Annotated in this window: 19 protein-coding genes; 9 read left to right on the top strand and 10 right to left on the bottom strand. The window is 68.5% G+C overall.

Annotation, left to right across the window (positions count from 1 at the left end):
• Window positions 1-243 precede the first annotated feature (243 nt).
• Both LZD57_RS15005 and LZD57_RS24170 read left to right on the top strand, forming a co-directional pair.
• Window positions 244-645, top strand: a complete 402-nt coding sequence (locus tag LZD57_RS15005; RefSeq protein ID WP_233720291.1) for a PTS sugar transporter subunit IIA — start codon at window positions 244-246, stop codon at window positions 643-645.
• A gap of 7 nt (window positions 646-652) precedes the next feature.
• Window positions 653-1,054 (top strand): HPr family phosphocarrier protein, encoded by a 402-nt coding sequence (locus LZD57_RS24170; protein WP_338034706.1) that lies wholly within the window; start codon window positions 653-655, stop codon window positions 1,052-1,054.
• 317 nt (window positions 1,055-1,371) lie between these two features.
• Here the strand turns inward: LZD57_RS24170 and LZD57_RS14995 are convergent, their stop codons facing one another.
• The gene (locus LZD57_RS14995) at window positions 1,372-1,743 is read right to left on the bottom strand and encodes a TIGR02300 family protein (RefSeq protein WP_233720290.1); all 372 of its coding nucleotides are present in this window, start codon (window positions 1,741-1,743) and stop codon (window positions 1,372-1,374) included.
• A 307-nt stretch (window positions 1,744-2,050) separates the two neighbouring features.
• Between LZD57_RS14995 and aroA the strand changes: the two genes are divergently transcribed.
• The 4 genes from aroA to rpsA all read left to right on the top strand — a co-directional run bounded on the left by aroA (window position 2,051) and on the right by rpsA (window position 6,533).
• Window positions 2,051-3,409, top strand: coding sequence for a 3-phosphoshikimate 1-carboxyvinyltransferase (gene aroA, locus LZD57_RS14990; RefSeq protein WP_233720289.1), 1,359 nt, complete (start codon window positions 2,051-2,053; stop codon window positions 3,407-3,409).
• Between the two features lie 21 nt (window positions 3,410-3,430).
• Window positions 3,431-3,883 carry a hypothetical protein gene (locus tag LZD57_RS14985; protein WP_233720288.1) on the top strand — a complete coding sequence of 151 codons (453 nt, stop codon included), beginning with the start codon at window positions 3,431-3,433 and terminating at the stop codon, window positions 3,881-3,883.
• Window positions 3,880-4,533 (top strand): (d)CMP kinase, encoded by a 654-nt coding sequence (cmk, locus tag LZD57_RS14980; protein WP_233720287.1) that lies wholly within the window; start codon window positions 3,880-3,882, stop codon window positions 4,531-4,533. Before LZD57_RS14985 ends, cmk begins: the two co-directional genes overlap by 4 nt.
• 296 nt (window positions 4,534-4,829) lie before the next feature.
• On the top strand, window positions 4,830-6,533 hold the full coding sequence (gene rpsA, locus LZD57_RS14975; protein WP_233720286.1) for a 30S ribosomal protein S1: 1,704 nt from the start codon (window positions 4,830-4,832) through the stop codon (window positions 6,531-6,533).
• 107 nt (window positions 6,534-6,640) lie between these two features.
• Here the strand turns inward: rpsA and LZD57_RS14970 are convergent, their stop codons facing one another.
• Entirely contained in the window at window positions 6,641-7,720 is a 1,080-nt protein-coding gene (locus LZD57_RS14970) for an alcohol dehydrogenase family protein (protein WP_233720285.1), read from the bottom strand.
• Between the two features lie 69 nt (window positions 7,721-7,789).
• Between LZD57_RS14970 and LZD57_RS14965 the strand changes: the two genes are divergently transcribed.
• Window positions 7,790-8,323, top strand: coding sequence for a TetR/AcrR family transcriptional regulator (locus LZD57_RS14965; RefSeq protein WP_233720284.1), 534 nt, complete (start codon window positions 7,790-7,792; stop codon window positions 8,321-8,323).
• Between the two features lie 32 nt (window positions 8,324-8,355).
• Here LZD57_RS14965 and LZD57_RS14960 read toward each other — a convergent pair whose 3' ends face one another.
• A complete protein-coding gene (locus LZD57_RS14960; protein ID WP_233720283.1) occupies window positions 8,356-8,889 on the bottom strand; it encodes a glycosyl transferase family 2 in 534 nt (177 codons plus the stop codon).
• Between the two features lie 125 nt (window positions 8,890-9,014).
• On the opposite strand from LZD57_RS14960, the gene LZD57_RS14955 reads away from it, so the two are divergent.
• Complete coding sequence (locus LZD57_RS14955) at window positions 9,015-10,172, top strand: PA0069 family radical SAM protein (protein ID WP_233720282.1); 1,158 nt, start codon at window positions 9,015-9,017, stop codon at window positions 10,170-10,172.
• Between the two features lie 169 nt (window positions 10,173-10,341).
• Window positions 10,342-11,160, top strand: a complete 819-nt coding sequence (locus LZD57_RS14950) for a ribonuclease HII (protein ID WP_255699972.1) — start codon at window positions 10,342-10,344, stop codon at window positions 11,158-11,160.
• A 95-nt stretch (window positions 11,161-11,255) separates the two neighbouring features.
• Here the strand turns inward: LZD57_RS14950 and LZD57_RS14945 are convergent, their stop codons facing one another.
• From LZD57_RS14945 to LZD57_RS14915, 7 genes are all read right to left on the bottom strand, one after another.
• The gene (locus LZD57_RS14945; protein ID WP_233720281.1) at window positions 11,256-12,044 is read right to left on the bottom strand and encodes a hypothetical protein; all 789 of its coding nucleotides are present in this window, start codon (window positions 12,042-12,044) and stop codon (window positions 11,256-11,258) included.
• Window positions 12,045-12,117: 73 nt separating this feature from the next.
• Window positions 12,118-13,068 carry an RDD family protein gene (locus LZD57_RS14940; protein WP_233720280.1) on the bottom strand — a complete coding sequence of 317 codons (951 nt, stop codon included), beginning with the start codon at window positions 13,066-13,068 and terminating at the stop codon, window positions 12,118-12,120.
• Complete coding sequence (locus tag LZD57_RS14935; protein WP_233720279.1) at window positions 13,068-14,093, bottom strand: stage II sporulation protein M; 1,026 nt, start codon at window positions 14,091-14,093, stop codon at window positions 13,068-13,070. The genes LZD57_RS14940 and LZD57_RS14935 overlap by 1 nt, the downstream gene beginning before the upstream one ends.
• Window positions 14,090-15,406 (bottom strand): DUF58 domain-containing protein, encoded by a 1,317-nt coding sequence (locus tag LZD57_RS14930; protein WP_233720278.1) that lies wholly within the window; start codon window positions 15,404-15,406, stop codon window positions 14,090-14,092. The genes LZD57_RS14935 and LZD57_RS14930 overlap by 4 nt, the downstream gene beginning before the upstream one ends.
• The gene (locus LZD57_RS14925; protein ID WP_233720277.1) at window positions 15,406-16,362 is read right to left on the bottom strand and encodes an AAA family ATPase; all 957 of its coding nucleotides are present in this window, start codon (window positions 16,360-16,362) and stop codon (window positions 15,406-15,408) included. The genes LZD57_RS14930 and LZD57_RS14925 overlap by 1 nt, the downstream gene beginning before the upstream one ends.
• Window positions 16,316-17,710: a hypothetical protein gene (locus LZD57_RS14920; RefSeq protein WP_233720276.1), complete on the bottom strand. Its 1,395-nt coding sequence runs from the start codon at window positions 17,708-17,710 to the stop codon at window positions 16,316-16,318. Before LZD57_RS14920 ends, LZD57_RS14925 begins: the two co-directional genes overlap by 47 nt.
• Complete coding sequence (locus tag LZD57_RS14915) at window positions 17,707-18,429, bottom strand: DUF4129 domain-containing protein (protein WP_233720275.1); 723 nt, start codon at window positions 18,427-18,429, stop codon at window positions 17,707-17,709. The genes LZD57_RS14920 and LZD57_RS14915 overlap by 4 nt, the downstream gene beginning before the upstream one ends.
• Window positions 18,430-18,871: the final 442 nt, after the last annotated feature.

Genomic DNA, 18,871 nt, shown 5'->3' with positions numbered 1-18,871 from the left:
AATGCTCGCAAAAGCATCAGGGGAGCCTAGCCGGCAATCATTTCGCTTGCGCATTCACACAAGGCTGCCAAGATGCCGACCGACTGGCGCAGGCATGGCGCTTCCGCTCGAGAGCGGAGCCGTCTGCGCGGAAAGCCGGGTGGGGCGAAGCTGCCGCCCGACTTTCGGGGGCCATCGTCGGAGAACGGAGAAATCGTGCATGGCAAGTTCCGGTCGAAAACGGATTTGCGAGACGGCGCCTCGATGATCGGACTGGTCCTCGTCACCCACGGCCGGCTGGCCGACGAGTTCCTCAACGCCGTCGAGCACGTCGTGGGGCCGCAAGACGCTTTCGAGACGATTTCGATCGGCCCCGAGGACGACATGGAGCAGCGGCGGATCGACATCGTCGAGGCGGTGGCGCGCGCCGAGCGCGGGTCGGGCGTCATCATTCTCACCGACATGTTCGGCGGCACGCCGTCGAACCTCGCGATCTCGGTGATGGAAGGCAGCCGCATCGACGTCCTCGCCGGCGTCAATCTGCCGATGCTGATCAAGCTCGCCAGCGTGCGCGAGGAAAAGCCGATGTCCGAAGCGCTTCTCGCCGCCCAGGAGGCCGGCCGGAAGTACATCAACGTCGCCAGCCGAGTGCTCAGCGGGAACTGAACGAACCGTGCGAAACTTCGAGCACAAGAGCGGCCACGAGGGTCGATCCGAAACGCCTCCCTGCGGTGCCGCGTCCTCCTCCGGGTCCGAACCGGCCGCCCCCCCATCGAACGAGGGCGAAGGGCCGCGAAAGGGCGGAGAGACCCGCCGGACATTCCCGATCGTCAACAAGCGCGGGCTGCATGCGCGGGCCTCCGCCCGCTTCGTCGAGACGGTCGAGAATTTCGAGGCCGAGGTGACGATCACCCGCGACGGCATGAGCGTCGGCGGCCTGTCGATCATGGGCCTGCTGATGCTCGCCGCCAGCCAGGGCACGACGATCGACGTCAGCGCCAGCGGCCCCGAGGCGGTCGCCGTGCTCGACGCGCTGCAGGAGCTGGTGGCAAACCGCTTCGGCGAGGACGGCTGATCCGACGAGGCGCGATGGCAGCGCCTCGCCCACTGGCGGAAAGTTCGGGCACCCGGCTCGGCACGAAGGGGAGCGAGCGCTCGAAAGCCGGCGCCCCCGCGTCCGGCCCGTCAGCGTCGTGGCCGGACGCCCGGCCGCATCGCTGCATCGCCGCATGCCTCCGCGCGACGTCGGCTCGGGGTGAAAGCCGTTGCGACCCGCAGACATAAAGAAAGCCGGGGGACCGTCGGGCTCCGCCGGCTTTCGAGTTTCGAGGCCCTCCATCGTCGGGGACCCCGTCGAACGCCGACCCGCCGGACACGGCGGATCGGACGATCTCAGTCCTCGTCGTCCTCGCGACCGCCGCCGATGATGTCCGACACGTCATCGTCGTCTTCCTCGTCCTCGAGGAAGGTGTCATCGTCATCGCCATCGTCGGAATCGTCGTCGACGTCCGGCAGGCCGTCCACGTCGGAATCGTTCTCTTCCTCGGCGACGTCCTGCAGCGAAACCGTATCCGGCGACGCCTCGACCTCGACGGTCTCGGTCTCCTCGGCTTCTTCTTCCTCGACGACCTTGGCCCCCTCGAAATAGGAGCGGGGGTAGGACTTCTTTGTGAAGGGGGAGACGATCGGATCCTTGTTCAGGTCGTAGAACTTGCCTCCGGTTTCCGGGTCGATGCGCTTGGTACCGAGTTCGGGCTTTGCCATGATTGCCTCGTCATTCCTGTCTGAATTTCCTGATGCCGGCAGCGGCGGCGGGTGCCCTCGATCGCCGGCCGGCGCAACTTTCGCCAAGGCTCTCATGCCGGTGATCGCGGATTTCGAGCAAAAACCTCTCCGCTCGCCGCGCCAGGCCTTGGTCCTGCAAAATCGGCTGGTCCATACGGCCTCGTCCAGCCCTTGTCAAAGGCCGATTGGAACGACAGAAAGGGCGCCATCATCGGGGCCGCGCCAGCGCTCCCCGACAACGCTCGACGGCGCCGCCGGGCCGCACCGTCGCGAGGGAGTGAAGACCATGCAACCAATCGATCAGGCATCCCGCCCCCTCGCCTCCCGGCGGGCCGGAGCGCTGACCGGCCGGGTCCGCGTCCCGGGCGACAAGTCGATCTCCCACCGCGCGTTCCTCTTCGGCGGCCTTGCGGCCGGCACCACCCGGATCAGCGGGCTGCTCGAAGGCGAGGACGTGCTGGCGACGGGGCGCGCCATGGCCGCGATGGGTGCCCGGATGAAGAAGGACGGCGACGTCTGGATCGTCGACGGCGTCGGCAACGGCGCCCTCCTCGAACCCGAGGGCGTCATCGACTTCGGCAATGCCGGAACCGGCGTGCGGCTGACCATGGGCCTCGTCGGTTCCTATGATTTCGCCGCCACCTTCGTCGGCGACGCCTCCCTGTCGCGTCGTCCGATGGGCCGCGTGCTCGATCCGTTGCGGCTGATGGGCGTGCAGGTGGTGGCGCGCTCCGGCGATCGGCTGCCCCTGTCGATCCACGGGCCGCGGGTCGCCGCGCCGATCTCCTACCGGGTGCCGATGGCCTCGGCCCAGGTGAAGTCCGCCGTCCTCCTCGCCGGCCTCAACGCGCCCGGCGTGACGACGGTGATCGAGCCGGTGGCGACGCGGGACCACACCGAGAAGATGCTTCTGGGCTTCGGCGCGAAGCTCGACGTCACGCTCGACGCCGAGGGCGCACGGCACATCGCCCTGGAAGGTCAGGGTCCGCTGCGCGCCGCCGGCGACCTGACGGTGCCGGGCGACCCGTCCTCCGCCGCCTTCCCGCTGGTCGCGGCGCTGATCACGCCGGGCTCCGACGTCGTCATCGAGAACGTCCTGATGAATCCGACCCGGACCGGCCTCATCGAGACGCTTCTCGAAATGGGCGCCGCGATCGAGATCGCCGATCGCCGCAACGAAGGCGGCGAGGACGTCGCGGATCTGCACGTGCGCCACTCAGACCTGAAGGGCGTCACCGTGCCGCCGGAGCGCGCGCCCTCGATGATCGACGAATATCCGGTGCTGGCCATCGCCGCCGCCTTCGCCGAGGGCACGACGCTGATGCAGGGCCTCGACGAACTTCGCGTCAAGGAAAGCGATCGGCTTTCGGCCGTCGCCAAGGGTCTGGAGGCAAACGGGATTTCCCATGTCGAGGGCAAGGACAGCCTGTCCGTGACCGGCCGACCCGGCGGCAAGGGGCTTGGCGGCGGCCGGGTCGACACCCATCTCGATCACCGGATCGCCATGAGTTTCCTGGTTCTCGGCATGGCGAGCGAGGCGCCGGTCACCATCGACGACGTCCGCATGATCGCCACGAGCTTTCCGGAATTCGTGGCGATGATGGCAGGACTGGGCGCTGCGATGGAGCCGGGAGCGCGGAACTGAGGTCTGGACGGAGCCACTTCGATGTCGTTGATCGTCGTCCTGCTGTGCTTTTTCGCGCCGATGGCGGTCATCTACGGCAGGCGCCGAGCCTATGTCATCTCGACGCGGACGGGCAGGCTGTCGCAGAAGCTGCTGAGGCTGTTGGTGGTACCCGCGGTTGTCGCCGTTTCGATGCCGATTGCAGTCTTCGAATTCGTCCAGGGCTATGCGGCCGGCAGCCGAGCGGAAGCGAATTTCGTTACGGGAGCCGATATAGCGGGCGGAGATGCCATCGCGGCAAGCGATCATGGCGGGGTAGCCGAACTCGTGATTTCGATTCTGGCATGGATCGGCGTTAGTTCGATCGTCCTGTTTTTCGTCGCTATTCCCTATGTTCTCGGCAGCGTCTACGCAGCTGCCCTTCTCATTCTGAATGGCTTGGGCAGAATCAGGATTGAACCGCCGCAGGAACAAACCGTAGAGCCCGTCTCATGACCCCGCCGCTGACCATCGCCATCGACGGGCCGGCGGCCGCCGGCAAGGGAACGCTGGCAAAGCGCGTGGCGGAGCACTACCGCCTGCCCTATCTCGACACCGGGCTGATCTACCGGGCCGTCGGCCGCCAGATCGCCGATGCCGGCGCCGATCCGGACGATGCGGATGCGGCCGGCCTGTTCGCCCGCCAGCTCGACGTCTCCCATCTGAACGATCCGACGCTGCGCGGCCACGAAGCCGGCGAGATCGCCTCCCGCGTCGCCGTGCATGCGCCGGTCCGCGAGGCGCTCGTCGCCTTCCAGCGCGGCTTCGCGGCCCGCCCGGAAGGCGCCGTCCTCGACGGGCGTGACATCGGGACGGTGATCTGTCCGAACGCCCGGGTGAAGATCTTCGTCACCGCCTCGGCGGAAGTCCGGGCCCGCCGCCGCACCGACGAACTTCTCGCCCATGGTCGCAAGGACGTCGACTACGACCGGATCCTCGCCGAAGTCCGCGCCCGCGACGAGCGTGATTCCGGCCGCAACGTCGCGCCGCTCAAGCCGGCCGTCGACGCCCACTTGCTGGATACCAGCCATTTGGATATAGATGGCGCATTCCGTGCCGCCTGCGAGGTCGTCGATCGCGCACTGGCGACGCTGGACCAGCATTGAGGGGCCGCATCCTATAGGGAGGCGTGCCCTTTTCGGCTATGCAGGGTGGGCTATCCCGCCCGACGCGGCCGGGCTGAAAAAATTCGTCCGGTCCAGGCTTTTCGAGCGCCGGCCAGCTTTGCGCCCACCGCCACGCAGTCGCGGCCGGGCCACCCTGGGGGTTTCAGACGATCGGTCGTCGAAACCGTGAGCCTGGAAGGGACGATCCGTCAACGATGAACCCGCGCGGGGCGGATACCCCGAGGCGCATGCCCTTCCCGACGAGACGCGTGAGGAAGGGTCCCCAAGGAGAACGAATGTCTAACCTCAATCCCTCGCGCGAAGACTTCGCTTCGCTGCTCGAAGCCTCCTTTCACGAGCAGGACGTTGCCGAAGGCATGGTGGTCAAGGGCACCGTCGTCGCGATCGAAAAGGACATGGCCGTCATCGATGCCGGCCTGAAGGTCGAAGGCCGCGTGCCGCTGAAGGAATTCGGCGCCAAGGGCAAGGACGGCGAGCTGAAGATCGGCGATACCGTCGAGATCTATGTCGAGCGCATCGAGAACGCGCTGGGCGAAGCCGTCCTGTCGCGCGACAAGGCGCGCCGCGAAGAGAGCTGGGTCAAGCTCGAGAAGCAGTTCGAGGCCGGCGAGAAGGTCGAAGGCCAGATCTTCAACCAGGTCAAGGGCGGCTTCACCGTCGATCTCGACGGCGCCGTCGCCTTCCTGCCGCGTTCGCAGGTCGACATCCGGCCGATCCGCGACGTCACGCCGCTGATGAACACGCCGCAGCCCTTCCAGATCCTCAAGATGGACAAGCGCCGCGGCAACATCGTCGTTTCGCGCCGCACCGTCCTCGAAGAGAGCCGTGCCGAGCAGCGCTCCGAGATCGTCCAGAACCTCGAAGAGGGTCAGGTCGTCGAGGGTATCGTCAAGAACATCACCGACTACGGCGCCTTCGTCGACCTCGGTGGCATCGACGGCCTGCTGCACGTCACCGACATGGCCTGGCGCCGCGTCAACCACCCGACCGAGATCCTGCAGATCGGCCAGACCGTGAAGGTCCAGATCATCCGGATCAACCAGGAAACCCACCGCATCTCGCTCGGCATGAAGCAGCTCGAGGCGGATCCCTGGGACGGCATCGGCGTCAAGTACCCGATGGGCGTCAAGGTCACCGGCCGCGTCACCAACATCACCGACTACGGCGCCTTCGTCGAGCTGGAGCCGGGGATCGAGGGCCTCATCCACGTTTCGGAAATGTCCTGGACGAAGAAGAACGTCCATCCGGGCAAGATCCTCGCCACCTCCCAGGAGGTCGAGGTCGTGGTTCTCGAGGTCGACCCGAACAAGCGGCGCATCTCGCTCGGTCTCAAGCAGACCCTGCAGAATCCGTGGGAAGCCTTCCGCGACAAGTTCCCGATCGGCACCCAGGTCGAGGGCGAGGTCAAGAACAAGACCGAGTTCGGCCTGTTCATCGGCCTGGAAGGCGACGTGGACGGCATGGTCCACCTTTCCGACCTCGACTGGAACCGTCCGGGCGAGCAGGTGATCGAGGAATTCAACAAGGGCGACATGGTCAAGGCCCAGGTTCTCGACATCGACGTCGACAAGGAGCGCATCTCGCTCGGCATGAAGCAGGTCGCCGGCGATCCCTTCGTCGACGCGGCCGAGGCCGGCGAAATCCGCCGCGGCTCGGTGGTCACCTGCGAGGTCACCGAGATCAAGGACGGCGGCATCGAGGTGAAGCTGGTCGATACCGACCTCACCGCCTTCATCCGCCGCTCCGATCTCGCCCGCGACCGCGACGAGCAGCGTCCCGAGCGCTTCCAGGTCGGCCAGAAGGTCGATGCCCGCGTCACCCAGTTCGACAAGAAGGCCCGCAAGGTCGGCGTGTCGATCAAGGCGCTGCAGATCGCCGAAGAGAAGGAAGCCGTGCAGCAGTACGGGTCGCAGGACTCGGGCGCTTCGCTCGGCGACATTCTCGGCGCCGCTCTGAAGAACCGCGGCGACGACGAGTAAGATCTCGGCCCGCCGGCGGGCACCGCTCCGCCGGCAGCCGACCGGACATGAACGAGCTCGCGGCGAGCGATCGCCGCGGGCTTTTCGTTGCGACGGGAGAGGCTACCCTATCCGTCCGCGACGACGAGGCCGATCTTGCCGACGTGGCGCTTCTCCAAAAAGGCCGTCTGCGCCGCCCGTATGTCGCGCAGCGGGTAGGACTTCGCCACGGTCGGCCGGATCTCGCCCGCCTCGATGTATCGGACGAGATCGGTGAAGACGTTCTCCGGCTGGTTCGTGCTTCCGAGAAGCGACAGGTCCTTGAGATAGAGCGTGCGCAGGTCGAGTTCGACGATCGGGCCGGCGATCGCCCCGGCGGCGACGTAGCGGCCGAAGGACTCGAGGCTGCCGAGAAGTTCCGGCCAGCGCGGCCCACCGACGAGATCGAGCACCACGTCGAAGGCATCGTCCGGGAAGGGCTCGTGGCGATTCAGGATGTCGTCCGCTCCGATCCGGCGCAGCTCCTCGGCCTTGTCCGCACTCGTCAGCGCGGTGACATGGGCACCGCGGCGCTTGGCGAGCTGGATCGCCGCCGAGCCGACGCCGCCCGACGCGCCGGTCACGAGGACGCGCTCGGCACCGAGCCGCGACCGCTGGACCATGCCCTCCGCCGTCGAGAAGGCGCAGGGGAAGCTCGCCAGCTCGACGTCCGAAAGATCCGACGAAACGGCGACCGCGTCGCTCGACGCGGCGAGCGTGAATTGCGCGAACGCCCCGTCATGTTCCGAGCCGAAGGTGATCGTGCGCGGGCGTCCGTCGTCTCCGACCACGGACTGCAGCGCCCGCACGAGGACGCGCTCGCCGAGCCGGGTTCGATCGACCCCCTCGCCCACTTGGACGATCTCGCCGCAGCAGTCGGCACCCTGGACGAGCGGAAAGGCCAGCGGCGCGCCCGTCCAACTGCCGCTTGCCGCCCCGTCCTCGCCGGCCGACGCGACCGCCGCCTCGGTGTCGCCGCGGACCGCCTTGGAATACCAGCCGATCCGGGTGTTGATGTCGGTGTTGTTGACCGCCGAGGCCAGCACCCGGATCAGCACCTCGCCCCGCCCCGGGATCGGTTTCGGCAGGTCGTCGCGCCATTCGAGACGGTCGAGGCCGCCATGGCCGGTCAAGACCACGCCGCTCATGGTGCCGGGTCGTTCGATCATCGTGACGCTCCTCTTGTAAAACGATCGCTCTACTTGAACAGGTAAAGCGAGCGTTCTACTTCGTCAACCATGAGCGATTCGACCAGGACTGCCATCGTCACCGGCCTCGAACGGGCTTTCGTATGCCAGGGCTTTGCCAGGCCGGGCGTCGACGATCTGCGCGCCGCCGCCGGCGTCAGTCTGCGGACCCTCTACAAATATTACCCGTCGCGCGAAGCGATGATCCTCGGCGCGCTGGAGCATCGCCACCGCCGCTATGTGCAGCGTCTCCTCGACGGGCTGCCCGCCGATCCGCGCGAGGCGCTGGACGCGGTCTTCGAACGGGTCGCGGGCTGGATGCGGACGGAAGCGAGCCATGGCTGCCTCTTCCACGGCGCCGTCGCGGCCGTGCCGGACAGCGCCGCACTCCGGGAGCTTCTGGAACGTCACAAGGAGGAGGTCGCCCGGCGCACGGCCGCGGCGGCCGATCTTCGCGGATGCGAGGCCGAGTTGACCCTCATCCTCGAGGGGCTCACCCAAAGCTGGACGCTGAACGGCGACGAAGCGCTGCGGGCGGCCAAGCGGCTGGGCGCCTGTCTCGTGGCCGCGAAAGGCCGCAACTGAGGAAACCGCGCGCCGGACGGACGCTCGGCGGCTCAGCCGCGATGGGTCGGCCGGATCTCGGCGTCGAGCCGCGTCACCGCGACGCCCCTCGCCATGCCCTCGAGCGTCGGCACCGAGGCGCCAAGCCCCGCCAGGCCGATCGCCTGGGTCTTCGCGACCAGGAACCCTTCCGCCAGCGCCGTCCTGATTTCGCGAAGGCGCTGCAGGAAACGCGGCCGGTCGATCGCCGCCCGGCGAAACCGGGCCGATGGCATCTTCGCCCGCCCCTCCTGGACCCGCTCGACATGCTCGACCACCGCCGGGATCCATCCGGAAACGAGCCGGGCGCCGGGCTCGAGCAGCAGCAGCCAGTCGCCCTTGGCCGTCCGGATCGCGTCGCGCAACGCCTCCGGCGCGATGACCCGGCAGCCGGTGTGCTCGGCGACCTTGCGCGCATCCGCCCCCATGCCGCGGTCGACCAGCACGACCTCGCGGACGATCCCCTCGACCGCCCCCGGCACGAGACTTCCCAGTGTCGAGGCCAGCTTGTGGTCGTCCGGCCCGCAGTCGATGAAAACGCTCAGCATTCCTCTCGCATAACCGCAATCGCGCGGTCTCGCCAACCCCGATCGCATTTTGTTCTTGTATTGTTCGCGCTTTGGCGTTAGCTGTTTGTTCACGGTATCCGAGGCTCGTGCCAGGAGGCGGAAACATGCAGCAGATCATCGCGGCCGACCGCGCGGCGTTTGCCGGCGCGAACGGCGTCGAAGTCGCCAACCACATCGTCGACGGCGCCAATCTCCGGCTGCCGGCCGAACTCCGGCGGGGGCGCGGCGCCGGGGTCAATCCGTCCGGCCGCTACGAGCCCTTCGCCCGATCGAGCTTCGACGACGGCTGGGACACGCTCGAAGGCCTGCCGGCGCTGAAGACCGAGGTGCAGGTGGAAAAGCCGAAGACGATCATCACCCGCAATTCGTCGCCGGACATTTCCTTCGACCGCTCGATCAATCCCTATCGCGGCTGCGAGCACGGCTGCGTCTACTGCTTCGCCCGGCCGACCCACGCCTATATGGGGATGTCGCCCGGCCTCGACTTCGAGACGCGGCTCTTCGCCAAGCCGAATGCCGCCGAGCTTCTGGAGCGCGAGCTGGCGAAGCCCGGCTACGAGGTGAAGTCGATCGCCATCGGCACCAACACCGATCCCTATCAGCCGATCGAGAAGGATCGGCGCATCATGCGCGAGATCCTCGAGGTCCTGGAGGCGGCGAACCATCCCGTCGGGATCGTGACGAAATCGGCGCTGGTCATGCGCGACATCGACATTCTGTCGCGCATGGCGGCGAAGGGCCTCGCCAAGGTGGCGCTGTCGGTCACCACCCTCGACCGGACGCTGGCGAGGGCGATGGAGCCGCGGGCGGCGACGCCGCCGCGGCGTCTCGAAGCCATCAGGGCTCTCGCCGAAGCCGGCATTCCGGCGATGATCATGACGGCGCCGATCATTCCGGGGCTCAACGACAGCGAGATCGAGCGCCTGCTCGAAGCCGGCGTCACGGCGGGTGCGAAGGAGGCCGGCTACGTGCTGCTTCGCCTGCCGCTGGAGGTGGCACCGCTCTTCAAGGACTGGCTGCTGCGCCATTACCCGGACCGCTATCGCCACGTCCTCTCGCTCCTGCGCTCGATGCGCGACGGCAAGGACTACGACGCCGAATGGGGCAAGCGGATGCGCGGCTCGGGGCCTTACGCCTTCCAGATCCGCCGTCGCTTCGAGATGGCCGCACGGCGCCTCGATCTCAACGCCGACCGGGTCAAGCTGAGGACCGACCTCTTCACGCCGCCGAAGAGCGCCGGCGTCCAGCTCGCGCTGTTGTAGAAGACGTCAAGTCAAGCCGGCAGGGGCTGCCGCATCATCCCCGGCCGGCGGACCGGCGGCGTTCCAGCCGCCGACGGGTCCACCCGAACCCGGCGCTTCCCCCGAGGCGCCCGGCGCGCGAAAGTGGACCTTGCATGGGATCGGAGGATGCGCGAGTCTCCGCCGCACGATGACCGCGCATTCCTCCGATTCTCCTGCCCTCACCGACGATGCGGACGCCCAGCGGGCGACGGGCCGGCGCGGCGCGAACACGCGAACCGCCGCCAAGACCCGCGCAGCAAAGCCCGCCGCCGCGAAGTCCGGCACCGAAAGGCCCCGGACGGCCAGGAAGCCGGCAGGTCGGGCGCCCGGCGACAAGGGCTCCGTACCCCGGCCCGGCCCGGACTTTTCCCGCGAGCGCCAGCTCATCGCACTCGGCCGGCGCTTCGTCGCCGGCGTCGACGAGGCGGGGCGCGGACCGCTCGCGGGGCCGGTGACGGCCGCCGCCGTCATCCTCGACCCCGAGGACATCCCCGACGGCCTCGACGATTCGAAGGCGCTCACCGCCGAACGAAGGGAAGAGCTGTTCGCCGAGATCGTCGCGAGGGCGATCGTTGCCTCAGCCTCGGCCAGCGCCGCCGAGATCGACCGCTTCAACATTCGCGGCGCGACGCTGATCGCCATGCGCCGGGCGGTCGCCGCCCTCGGCGTTTCGCCGCAATACGTGCTGGTCGACGGCCGCGACGTGCCGCCCGGCTGCGCCTGCCAGGCCGCGGCGGTGGTCGGCGGGGACGCTACCTGCCTGTCGATCGCCGCCGCCTCGATCGTCGCCAAAGTGGTGCGCGACCGGATGATGCGCCGGGCTTGTCTGGCGTTTCCCGGCTACGGCTTTTCCCGGCATATGGGATACGGCACGGCGGCCCATCTCGCCGCCATCGAGGTCCACGGCCCCTCGCCGCTCCATCGCATGACGTTCAGCCCTCTGAAGGATCGCCTGCTGCTGCTGTGAAGCGACGGGACGAGGCCGAAGGCCGGTCGCCCGGAGGGTCCCGTGCGGCGGGCACGGGCTCGCCCGCCGCATCGGGCCCTCCGGGATCGCGCGCCTCATGCGAAGACGTCGGCGAGATCGGAGATGCCGACGCCGTCCTTCATCTCGCGGAGCCTCGCATAGGCGACGGCCACGGCGATCGAGGCGAAGGCGGCGGCAAGGCCGGTGACGATCCCCTGCAGGGCGAGGAACAGGATCGGCGAGATGCCGACGAGGAACCCGCCGACGATGCCGATGGCGAATCCGACCACATAGAACACGACGTAGACGAGGATCATGAAGCCGACGAGCGGCCAGCGATAGCCCTTGGTCAGGCGCGCGCTGCGGGCGAGCGCGCTGAACCCGGCGCCCTCGACGACGATCGCCGGGACGTAGACCGCGAGGACGCCGAGCAGCCAGAGCCCCGGAACGATCAGAAGCGCGAAGCCGAGGCCGATGAGCAGCCAGGCCGCGATGGACAGGAGAACGAGCGGCAGGATCTGTCTGAGCGCGGTGCCCACATAGGCGCCGACGGCCGCCTCCCGTCCCGCCTTCGCGTCATAGGCGGCGAGGACGAGAACGGCCGTCAGCAACGAATAGATCAGGATCGGCGCGACCACGACGGCGCCGACATAGAGCAGCGGATTTTCCGCGATGAAGGCCTGCGTCTCCTGCTGCGACTGGGTTTCGAAGGTGACGGCGCCGACGGCGAGGTAGCTCGGCAGCTGCATCAGGAGACCGGCGACCACGCCGATCAGGCCGAACAGGGCGAAGCGGCTGGAGAAGATCTGAAGCGCGTCGCCCAGTCTGGCGCCGACGCCGAAGCGCGGTTTCGGCAAGGTGGTGGCGATGTCCGTGGCCGTCATCTGATGTCCTTTCAGCTCGGTTCTTCGGTAGGGATGGATGGCGATCGTCTCGCCGCCACGATCGTCCTCGTCTTCATCGGGGCTCCGGTTCGGGTTCCGCTTCGCGGTGGAACTTGTCCGCCCTCGCGTCGCCCATCAGCTTCTTCTGTTCGAGAAAGGCCCGCTGGGCGACGTAGAAGCTCTTCAGGAAGGCCTCCTCTTCGGCCGGCGGCGGCGTCTCCTCGTAGCCGATCTTGGCGCGGATGCGCTCGCCGATCCGCACGAGCCCCTTCTGTCTCTCGCGCCCGTCCCGCCCCTCCTCGCCGCCGCGCAGGAGGCGTTCGAGCACCTGCAGCTCGTAGGCACCGTAGAGTTCGAGCTGGGCGGTGGAAAAGACGAAACGCTCGCGCGCCGTCCGGCCGACCGCTTCGGCGACGTCCGGCAAAAGCAGCGGCCGCGGCTCGTTGACGACCGCCGTGTCGGCGATGAGGTCGCCGATCCGCTGGTTGGCCTTGCTGCGGATGGGAACCGCGACGACGACGAGAAGCCAGACGAGCATGAAGCCGTCGAACCAGAGCGAGCCCTCTCCGCCGCCGAGAAGGAAGGCGACCGGCAGGAACACCTCGACCTCCTTGGTGAGATTGCGCACGACGATCTGATGGGTGGAAAGGCCAGAGCCGTCTTTCGAGACCACCCGCAGGCCGAGCATCTTCTTGCCGGGCGTGCGGCCGTTCATCAACAGCTCGCTGACGACGTAATAGGGCGTGCCGAAGATGAGGGCGAGAAGCGTCGCGAGGGCCATGAAGGCGGCGCCGCCGACCAGATTGGCGAAGAGCAGGGCGAGGATGATGGCGATCATCGCCACGGTGGTGATGACGAAGTCGACGAACTGGGCGCCGAAACGCGCTGCAAGGCCGGCGACGTCGAGGTGAAGGGGAACGCCCTCGGGCGGCGACAGCGTCAGGCGCTTGACGCTCGTCTCGGCCGGCCGGCGGAGCGGTTTGGTGCCCGGTTTCGATCGCTCGCCGCGGCGCCATCTCGCCATCAGACCGGCTCCGCTTCGGCGGCCGACGCCGTGCCTTCGCCGCGCCCGGCGAGGGCGAACCAGGCGAGCCAGCAGAGCCCGGCGCCCCAGCCGATCGCCAGCCGCGCCCAGAAGTCGGTGACGAGTTGCCGGCCGATCCCTTCGAGCGCCCCGGCGACGACGAGCATGAAGGCCGCGACGACGGCGAGTTTGACGGCATCGCGTCCGGCATGGCGCAGCGCCGCCGCGCGGCTCCTCAGGCCGGGAAACAGCATGGCGTAGCCGAGCGACAGGCCGCCGGCACTGGCGATGATGATCGCCGAAAGCTCGGTGACGCCGTGGATGGTCAGCCAGCCCATGAAGTCGAGCCCGAGTTGCTTGTCGACGTGAATGGCCACGAAGGCGCCGAGCATCGCGCCGTTGTAAAGGAGGAGGATGACGCTCGGAATGCAGAAGACGATGCCGAGCGCGAAGGCGAACAGCGCCACCTTGGTGTTGTGGGAGAAGAGATAGGTGGCGAAGGCGCCGAGCTCGCCCAGCGGCTGGACGTCTTCGCCGTAGATCACCCGGCGAAGCGCCTCGGCGCTGGCGCCCGGCCCGCGCCCCGAGGCGAGATCGCCCGGCACGAAGGCGTAGAACCAGCTGGAATCGTCGGACGTCAGGACATAGGCGGCGACGGCGCCGAAAGCGGTCAGGACGAAGGCCGCGGCGATCGGCGGCAGCGACCGGCGGACCGCCTGCGGCGCGGAGCGGGCGAAGAAGCGCGAGACGAGGCCCGTCAGGCTTTCGCGCGGGGCGTAGACGACGAGATAGGCGCGGGCGCAGAGGCTTTCGAGATAGCGCACGACGGCGAGGTCGAGCGAGATCTCGCGGGCGACCGACAGCGAGTTCGTCGCCTGGCGGTAGAGCAGCACGAGATCCCGGGCGTCGTCGAAGGTGAGCCGCGACAGCCCGCGCTTTTCCGCCGCTTCGACGATGGCCGAAAGGCGTTTCCAGTCGGCCTCGCGTTCGTCGCGAAACCGCGTCGAGCGGATGGGGGCACTCATATCAGCTCCCGCGCCTTGATGTTGAGATAGGTCGAGACGAGCCGCGCGGTGATGCCGCCAGGCTCCGCGTCGACGACGAAGACGCCGAGCCGGGCCAGCCTGTCGAGCACCAGCCGGCGCTCGCGCTCCAGCCCCGCCGCCGCGACGGCTGCGGCGACTTCGCCGAGATCGGTGGCGGCCCGGCGCCCATAGGCCTGAAGCATCGGATCGCGGGTCGAGACGAAGGCGACGACGTGGTGCCGGTTCAATACCTCGACGTTCTCGACCAGAAGCTCGGCGGTGGTGGTGTCGACGAAGTCGGAAAACACCACGACGAGGCAGCGCCGCGTCAGGCGCTGGCCGAGATGGGTCATGGCGAGGGTGTGGTTGGTCTCGATCGAGCGATAGGACAGTTCCGCCGCCTTGGAGCGCAGCTGGGCGAAGGCGTGTCGCCCGCCGCGCGGCGGCAGGTAGAGCCGCGGCCGGGCATCGAAGGCGTAGAGCCCGACGAGATCGCCGCCCTGGATGCCGGCCCAGCCGAGCGCCAGAGCGGCGTTGATCATGTGGTCGATCTTCGGCAGTCCGGCGATCTCCTCACGCATCAGATGGCCGTTGTCGAGGGCGAGGACGACGTTGTGGTTCTTCTCCGCCCGCATCTCGCGGGCGACGAGCGCACCGTGGCGGGCCGATCGCTTGTAGTCGATGGTGCGGCTGTCCATGCCGGCGACGAAGTCGCGAAGCTGATGGAACTCCGAGCCTTCGCCCCGCATCAGCGACGCACGGCTGCCGAAGGTCTCGGTGGCGATCTGCACGTCGATCTCGCCCGAGGTGATCGCCCGGACGTTCGGCACCACGACGAGCCGGGTCTCGCAAGGATAGGTCGCGACGACGTCGACCAGCCGGAAGCGGCTCGAGCGCAGGACGGCGACTTCGCCGATCGGGAAATGGCCGCGGCGCCCCGCCTTGACGGTCACCGTCGCCAATGAATCGCGTTCCGCCGGAGCCAGCAGGAATTGCGCCGGCCCGTCGAGGCCGGGCGGCCAGGCGATGCGCGCCATCGCCGAGCCCGGGTGCGGCCCGCGCTCTCCGCTTGCCGGGCGCAGGCGGAATTTAAGGTCGGCGGCTTCACCGACGAACATCTCCCGCGTCGGCGGCGAATCGAGGACGAAGCGCTTCCGGCCGGGCGTCAGCACGAGGTCGGCGGCGACGAAAACCGCGACGAGGCCCCACATCGCCTGGATCGGCACGGCCGGGGCGTCCGCGAAGACGACGAGGCCGAGCGATGCCAGCGCGATCAGGCTGGCAATCACGAGCAGGCGACGCGAGGGCCGCATCAGCGCGGCGCCGGGATCTGCTCGATGATCGCCGAAAGCACCGAATCGGGGCTGCGGCCTTCGATCTCGGCGGTCGGCGACAGGACGATGCGGTGGCGCATCGTCGGCTGGAACAGCAGCTTGACGTCGTCGGGGATCGCATAGTCCCGGCCGTCGAGCGCCGCCCGCGCCCGGACGGCGCCGCACAGCCCGTCGGCCGCACGGGTCGAGACGCCGTAGGCGATGTCGACGTCCGAGCGGGTCGCTCGCGCGAGAGCGAGGACATAGCGCAGGATCTCGTCGTCGAGGCGGATGGCGTCGACGAGTTCCTGCCCTTTGCGGATGTCGTCGAGGCCGGCGGTCGGCATGATCGCCGCCTTGCGCGCGTCGTGATCGAGCGGCTGGCCGGCATGGCGCCTCAGGATCGAAAGCTCCGCCTCCTCCTGCGGAAAGTCGATTTCGAGCTTGAAGAGAAACCGGTCGAGCTGGGCCTCCGGCAGCGGATAGGTGCCCTGCTGCTCGATCGGGTTCTGCGTCGCGACGACGAAGAACACCTCGCCCACCGAATGGTCGGTGCCGTCGATGGTCACCCGCCGCTCGTTCATCACCTGCAAAAGCGCGGCCTGGGTCTTCGGCGGGGCGCGGTTGATCTCGTCGGACAAGAGGATGTCGGTGAAGATCGGTCCCTTGACCAGTTCGAACTGCCGCGAACCGAAATCGTAGATGTTCGAGCCGATGACGTCGCCGGGCATCAGATCCGGCGTGAACTGGATGCGCTTGAACTGGAGCGACAGCGCCGCGGCGAGGCTCTGGGCGAGCAGCGTCTTCGCCGTTCCCGGCGGACCCTCGATCAGGCAGTGCCCCCGCGCGAACAGGGAGACGAGCAGAAGCTCGACGACCGCGGCCTGCCCCTGCACCGCCTTTTCGATCTCAGCGGCGATCCTGTCGCGCAGGGCCCGCAGCTCGTCCAAAGTCATGCCATGTCTCCTGAATGACGGATTCGAATTTGGCCAGCGCGTCGAAGCGGGAGCCTTCGCCGGGCCGCAAGGCCGTTACCGCAGCATGAGCCGCGGCGAATTTCTCGCCGAGTTCCGGGGCCCGGCGCGAGAGGAATCGGCGGATCGCCGCGGCGTCGTCGCCGGGACCGTGGGTCCTGCGGCCCGTGCCGATAAGCGCGCTGGCGAGCGCCTCGACGCGGTCGACGACGTGCCGTTCGACCAGCGCGTCGTCTGCTTTCGCAAGCATGAGGATGCGCCGCGAGGCGTCGATGGTCCGGCGCTTGGAGGCCTCGGCCGGTTCGACGTCCTCCTGCGGGCGGCCGAACCGCCGGCTGCCGCGCCACAGCGCGAGGCCCGTGACGAGGACGACGCCGATCCAGAACAGCGAGAAGGGATAGGCGAAGAAGCGGTCGAGATCGCCGATCGTGCGCTCGCGCGGATCCTCTCCGCCGAACGCCGACCGGGCCGCAGCCGTGGCCGGCCCGCTGGTCGAATCGGTCTCGACGAAGACCTTGGCGTTCCCGGCGAACCCCTCGACGAGGGAAACCGCCAGCGCGGCGTTGTCGCCGGCGGCGAGCCCGGCATTGTCGAGGACGTCCGGGTCCGACAGGACGAAGAGCGCGTTTTCCGCGCCCTCGAAGAGGGTGCCGGTGCAATCGGCGAGGAGCGTTCCGAGGTCCTGGCTGCCCTCGTCCCGCAGGACGAGGATCGGACGGCACCTTTCGTCGAGCGCCGGGCTCAGCACCTGCGCGGAATAGAGCGTCGCCGCTTCGGCGAGGAGCTGGTCGTAGTCGGCATCGTAGACTTCGAAGGTGGCAAGGCCCCGCTGCGGCAGCCGCGCCACCGGCCGCTCGCCGAAGAAATCCATCGCATGGTCCGGCACGAGAAGGTCGGGATGCGCCGCGGCGCGGGTGACGATACCGCCGCGCCATTTCGGCAGCACCGCCAGCATCGGCCCCGCATTCGCCCGCTCGACGAACTCCGCCCTCGAAAGCGGCCGCGGCGCCAGCGCTCCGCGTTCGTTTTCCGCCCCGTCTTCCTGCCGCGCCCCCTCGCCCGCGAGCCTGGGGTCGTAGACCGGCAGGATGCGGATCGTCGCCGTGGCCGTGGCCGCGTCGATGGCGGGCACCGTCGCGACGCCCTTCACCGCCAGCCAGTGCTCCAGCCCGGCAAAGCCGATGGCGCTGTCTTCGAGCGAGCGGCGCCCTCCGAGGACGACGAGAAGGACGACGACCAGGACGACGGCCGCGAGGATCCCCGCGCCCTTGGCGTTTTCGCCGAGGCCCGCTCCCCTCGCCGGAGGCCGGACGGACGCCCCGACGCTCATCGGCGCGTCCTCCGCAGAAACGGTTCGGCGAGGTCGAGGCAGCGCTGATATTCGGCGGCGCCGATGTCGCGGCCGCCGAACAGCACCAGCTCGGTGTTTTCGGCCAGGACTTCGAGTTCGCCGCGATGCGCCCAACTGCCCGGCAGGCGCTGCATCAGCTCGCGGGTCGTCAGCGACCGCTTCAGGACGATGGCGTTGTCTTCCGCCGCGAGCTTCAGAAAGCGTTCGAGCACCTGCCGCAGGCCGCTGCGCGGATCGCGCTCCTGTCGCAGCCTGGCGATGAGATCACGGTCGAGATCCGGCCTTTCCGGCCCGCCCGCAGCGGCGGGGGACCCGTGGGCGAGTTTCCGATTGCGGGGACCCTTGAGGTCGGCGAGCTGACCGCGACCGAGCCAGAGCAGCACGGCGAGGAACAGACCGCAGACGACGAGCAGGGTGGTTGCGCCCCATTCGAGCGGCGCAGACGGTCGGATGTCGGGAAGCGCCTCCTCGGCTGCTGGCGCTTCGTCGAGGCTGCCGTCGGGCGAAAGGTACTGGATCTCGCTCTGCAGCCGCATCCGCTCGACCGATTCGAGATAAGCCTTGCCGGCTTCGGAAGGGCCGGAGGCCGCCGACCTTTCCGCCGGCGGGCGCGTCTGCCCGGAAGCCTCGCCGCCGGCCCCGAGAACGACGAGCGCGACCGCGGCCAGTGGCACCGCCAGCAGGTGAAGACGCGGCATTTCCGGCGAAGCACTCAAACCGCACCCCGCCCGCGATCGACCCTGCCCGACACAACGACCTCGGCTCCGGAGCCGCGCGCAAGAACGGCGGGCCAGGGCGCGGCGACAGGGTGGCCGGCGCGGTGAACGATGACCAAGTCGGGGATTTCGGAGACGTTCATTCGTCGAGCGGATGTCCGAGGGTGGATCGGATCGTTCGGGGGATCGGCGGCGGACGATCGGAGGAGATGCGGCCGCAGCGACGCGAGAAGGCGCGCGGCGAACCGTCTCCGCTCCTCCGCGCGCTCCATATCTGGACGACCCGATCGTTTCGTCCACAACCGATCCGTCTCATCGCCTTTCTCCCTCACGGCTCCGCCGGACGCTCGCCTTCCAAGGCCCCGTTCCTTGTACCAGAGAGCCGAACCGGGCGGGATCGCTTGACGCGAAGGCCCGGCAGGGT

It is taken from the genome of Jiella avicenniae (assembly GCF_021390325.1).
Lineage (GTDB): Bacteria > Pseudomonadota > Alphaproteobacteria > Rhizobiales > Rhizobiaceae > Jiella > Jiella avicenniae.
Note: the sequence above shows the minus strand (reverse complement) of the source record. Positions and strands in the feature narration are given on the sequence as shown.

Coding starts and splice junctions, on each gene's coding strand:
- LZD57_RS14950 (WP_255699972.1), top strand. CDS start 10,342: ATGACCGCGCATTCCTCCGATTCTCCTGCCCTCACCGACGATGCGGAC.
- LZD57_RS14920 (WP_233720276.1), bottom strand. CDS start 17,710: ATGAGCGTCGGGGCGTCCGTCCGGCCTCCGGCGAGGGGAGCGGGCCTC.
- LZD57_RS14945 (WP_233720281.1), bottom strand. CDS start 12,044: ATGACGGCCACGGACATCGCCACCACCTTGCCGAAACCGCGCTTCGGC.
- LZD57_RS14925 (WP_233720277.1), bottom strand. CDS start 16,362: ATGACTTTGGACGAGCTGCGGGCCCTGCGCGACAGGATCGCCGCTGAG.
- cmk (WP_233720287.1), top strand. CDS start 3,880: ATGACCCCGCCGCTGACCATCGCCATCGACGGGCCGGCGGCCGCCGGC.
- LZD57_RS14965 (WP_233720284.1), top strand. CDS start 7,790: ATGAGCGATTCGACCAGGACTGCCATCGTCACCGGCCTCGAACGGGCT.
- LZD57_RS14930 (WP_233720278.1), bottom strand. CDS start 15,406: ATGCGGCCCTCGCGTCGCCTGCTCGTGATTGCCAGCCTGATCGCGCTG.
- LZD57_RS14960 (WP_233720283.1), bottom strand. CDS start 8,889: ATGCTGAGCGTTTTCATCGACTGCGGGCCGGACGACCACAAGCTGGCC.
- LZD57_RS14970 (WP_233720285.1), bottom strand. CDS start 7,720: ATGATCGAACGACCCGGCACCATGAGCGGCGTGGTCTTGACCGGCCAT.
- LZD57_RS14955 (WP_233720282.1), top strand. CDS start 9,015: ATGCAGCAGATCATCGCGGCCGACCGCGCGGCGTTTGCCGGCGCGAAC.
- LZD57_RS14995 (WP_233720290.1), bottom strand. CDS start 1,743: ATGGCAAAGCCCGAACTCGGTACCAAGCGCATCGACCCGGAAACCGGA.
- LZD57_RS14915 (WP_233720275.1), bottom strand. CDS start 18,429: ATGCCGCGTCTTCACCTGCTGGCGGTGCCACTGGCCGCGGTCGCGCTC.
- LZD57_RS15005 (WP_233720291.1), top strand. CDS start 244: ATGATCGGACTGGTCCTCGTCACCCACGGCCGGCTGGCCGACGAGTTC.
- LZD57_RS14940 (WP_233720280.1), bottom strand. CDS start 13,068: ATGGCGAGATGGCGCCGCGGCGAGCGATCGAAACCGGGCACCAAACCG.
- LZD57_RS14985 (WP_233720288.1), top strand. CDS start 3,431: ATGTCGTTGATCGTCGTCCTGCTGTGCTTTTTCGCGCCGATGGCGGTC.
- LZD57_RS14935 (WP_233720279.1), bottom strand. CDS start 14,093: ATGAGTGCCCCCATCCGCTCGACGCGGTTTCGCGACGAACGCGAGGCC.
- aroA (WP_233720289.1), top strand. CDS start 2,051: ATGCAACCAATCGATCAGGCATCCCGCCCCCTCGCCTCCCGGCGGGCC.
- rpsA (WP_233720286.1), top strand. CDS start 4,830: ATGTCTAACCTCAATCCCTCGCGCGAAGACTTCGCTTCGCTGCTCGAA.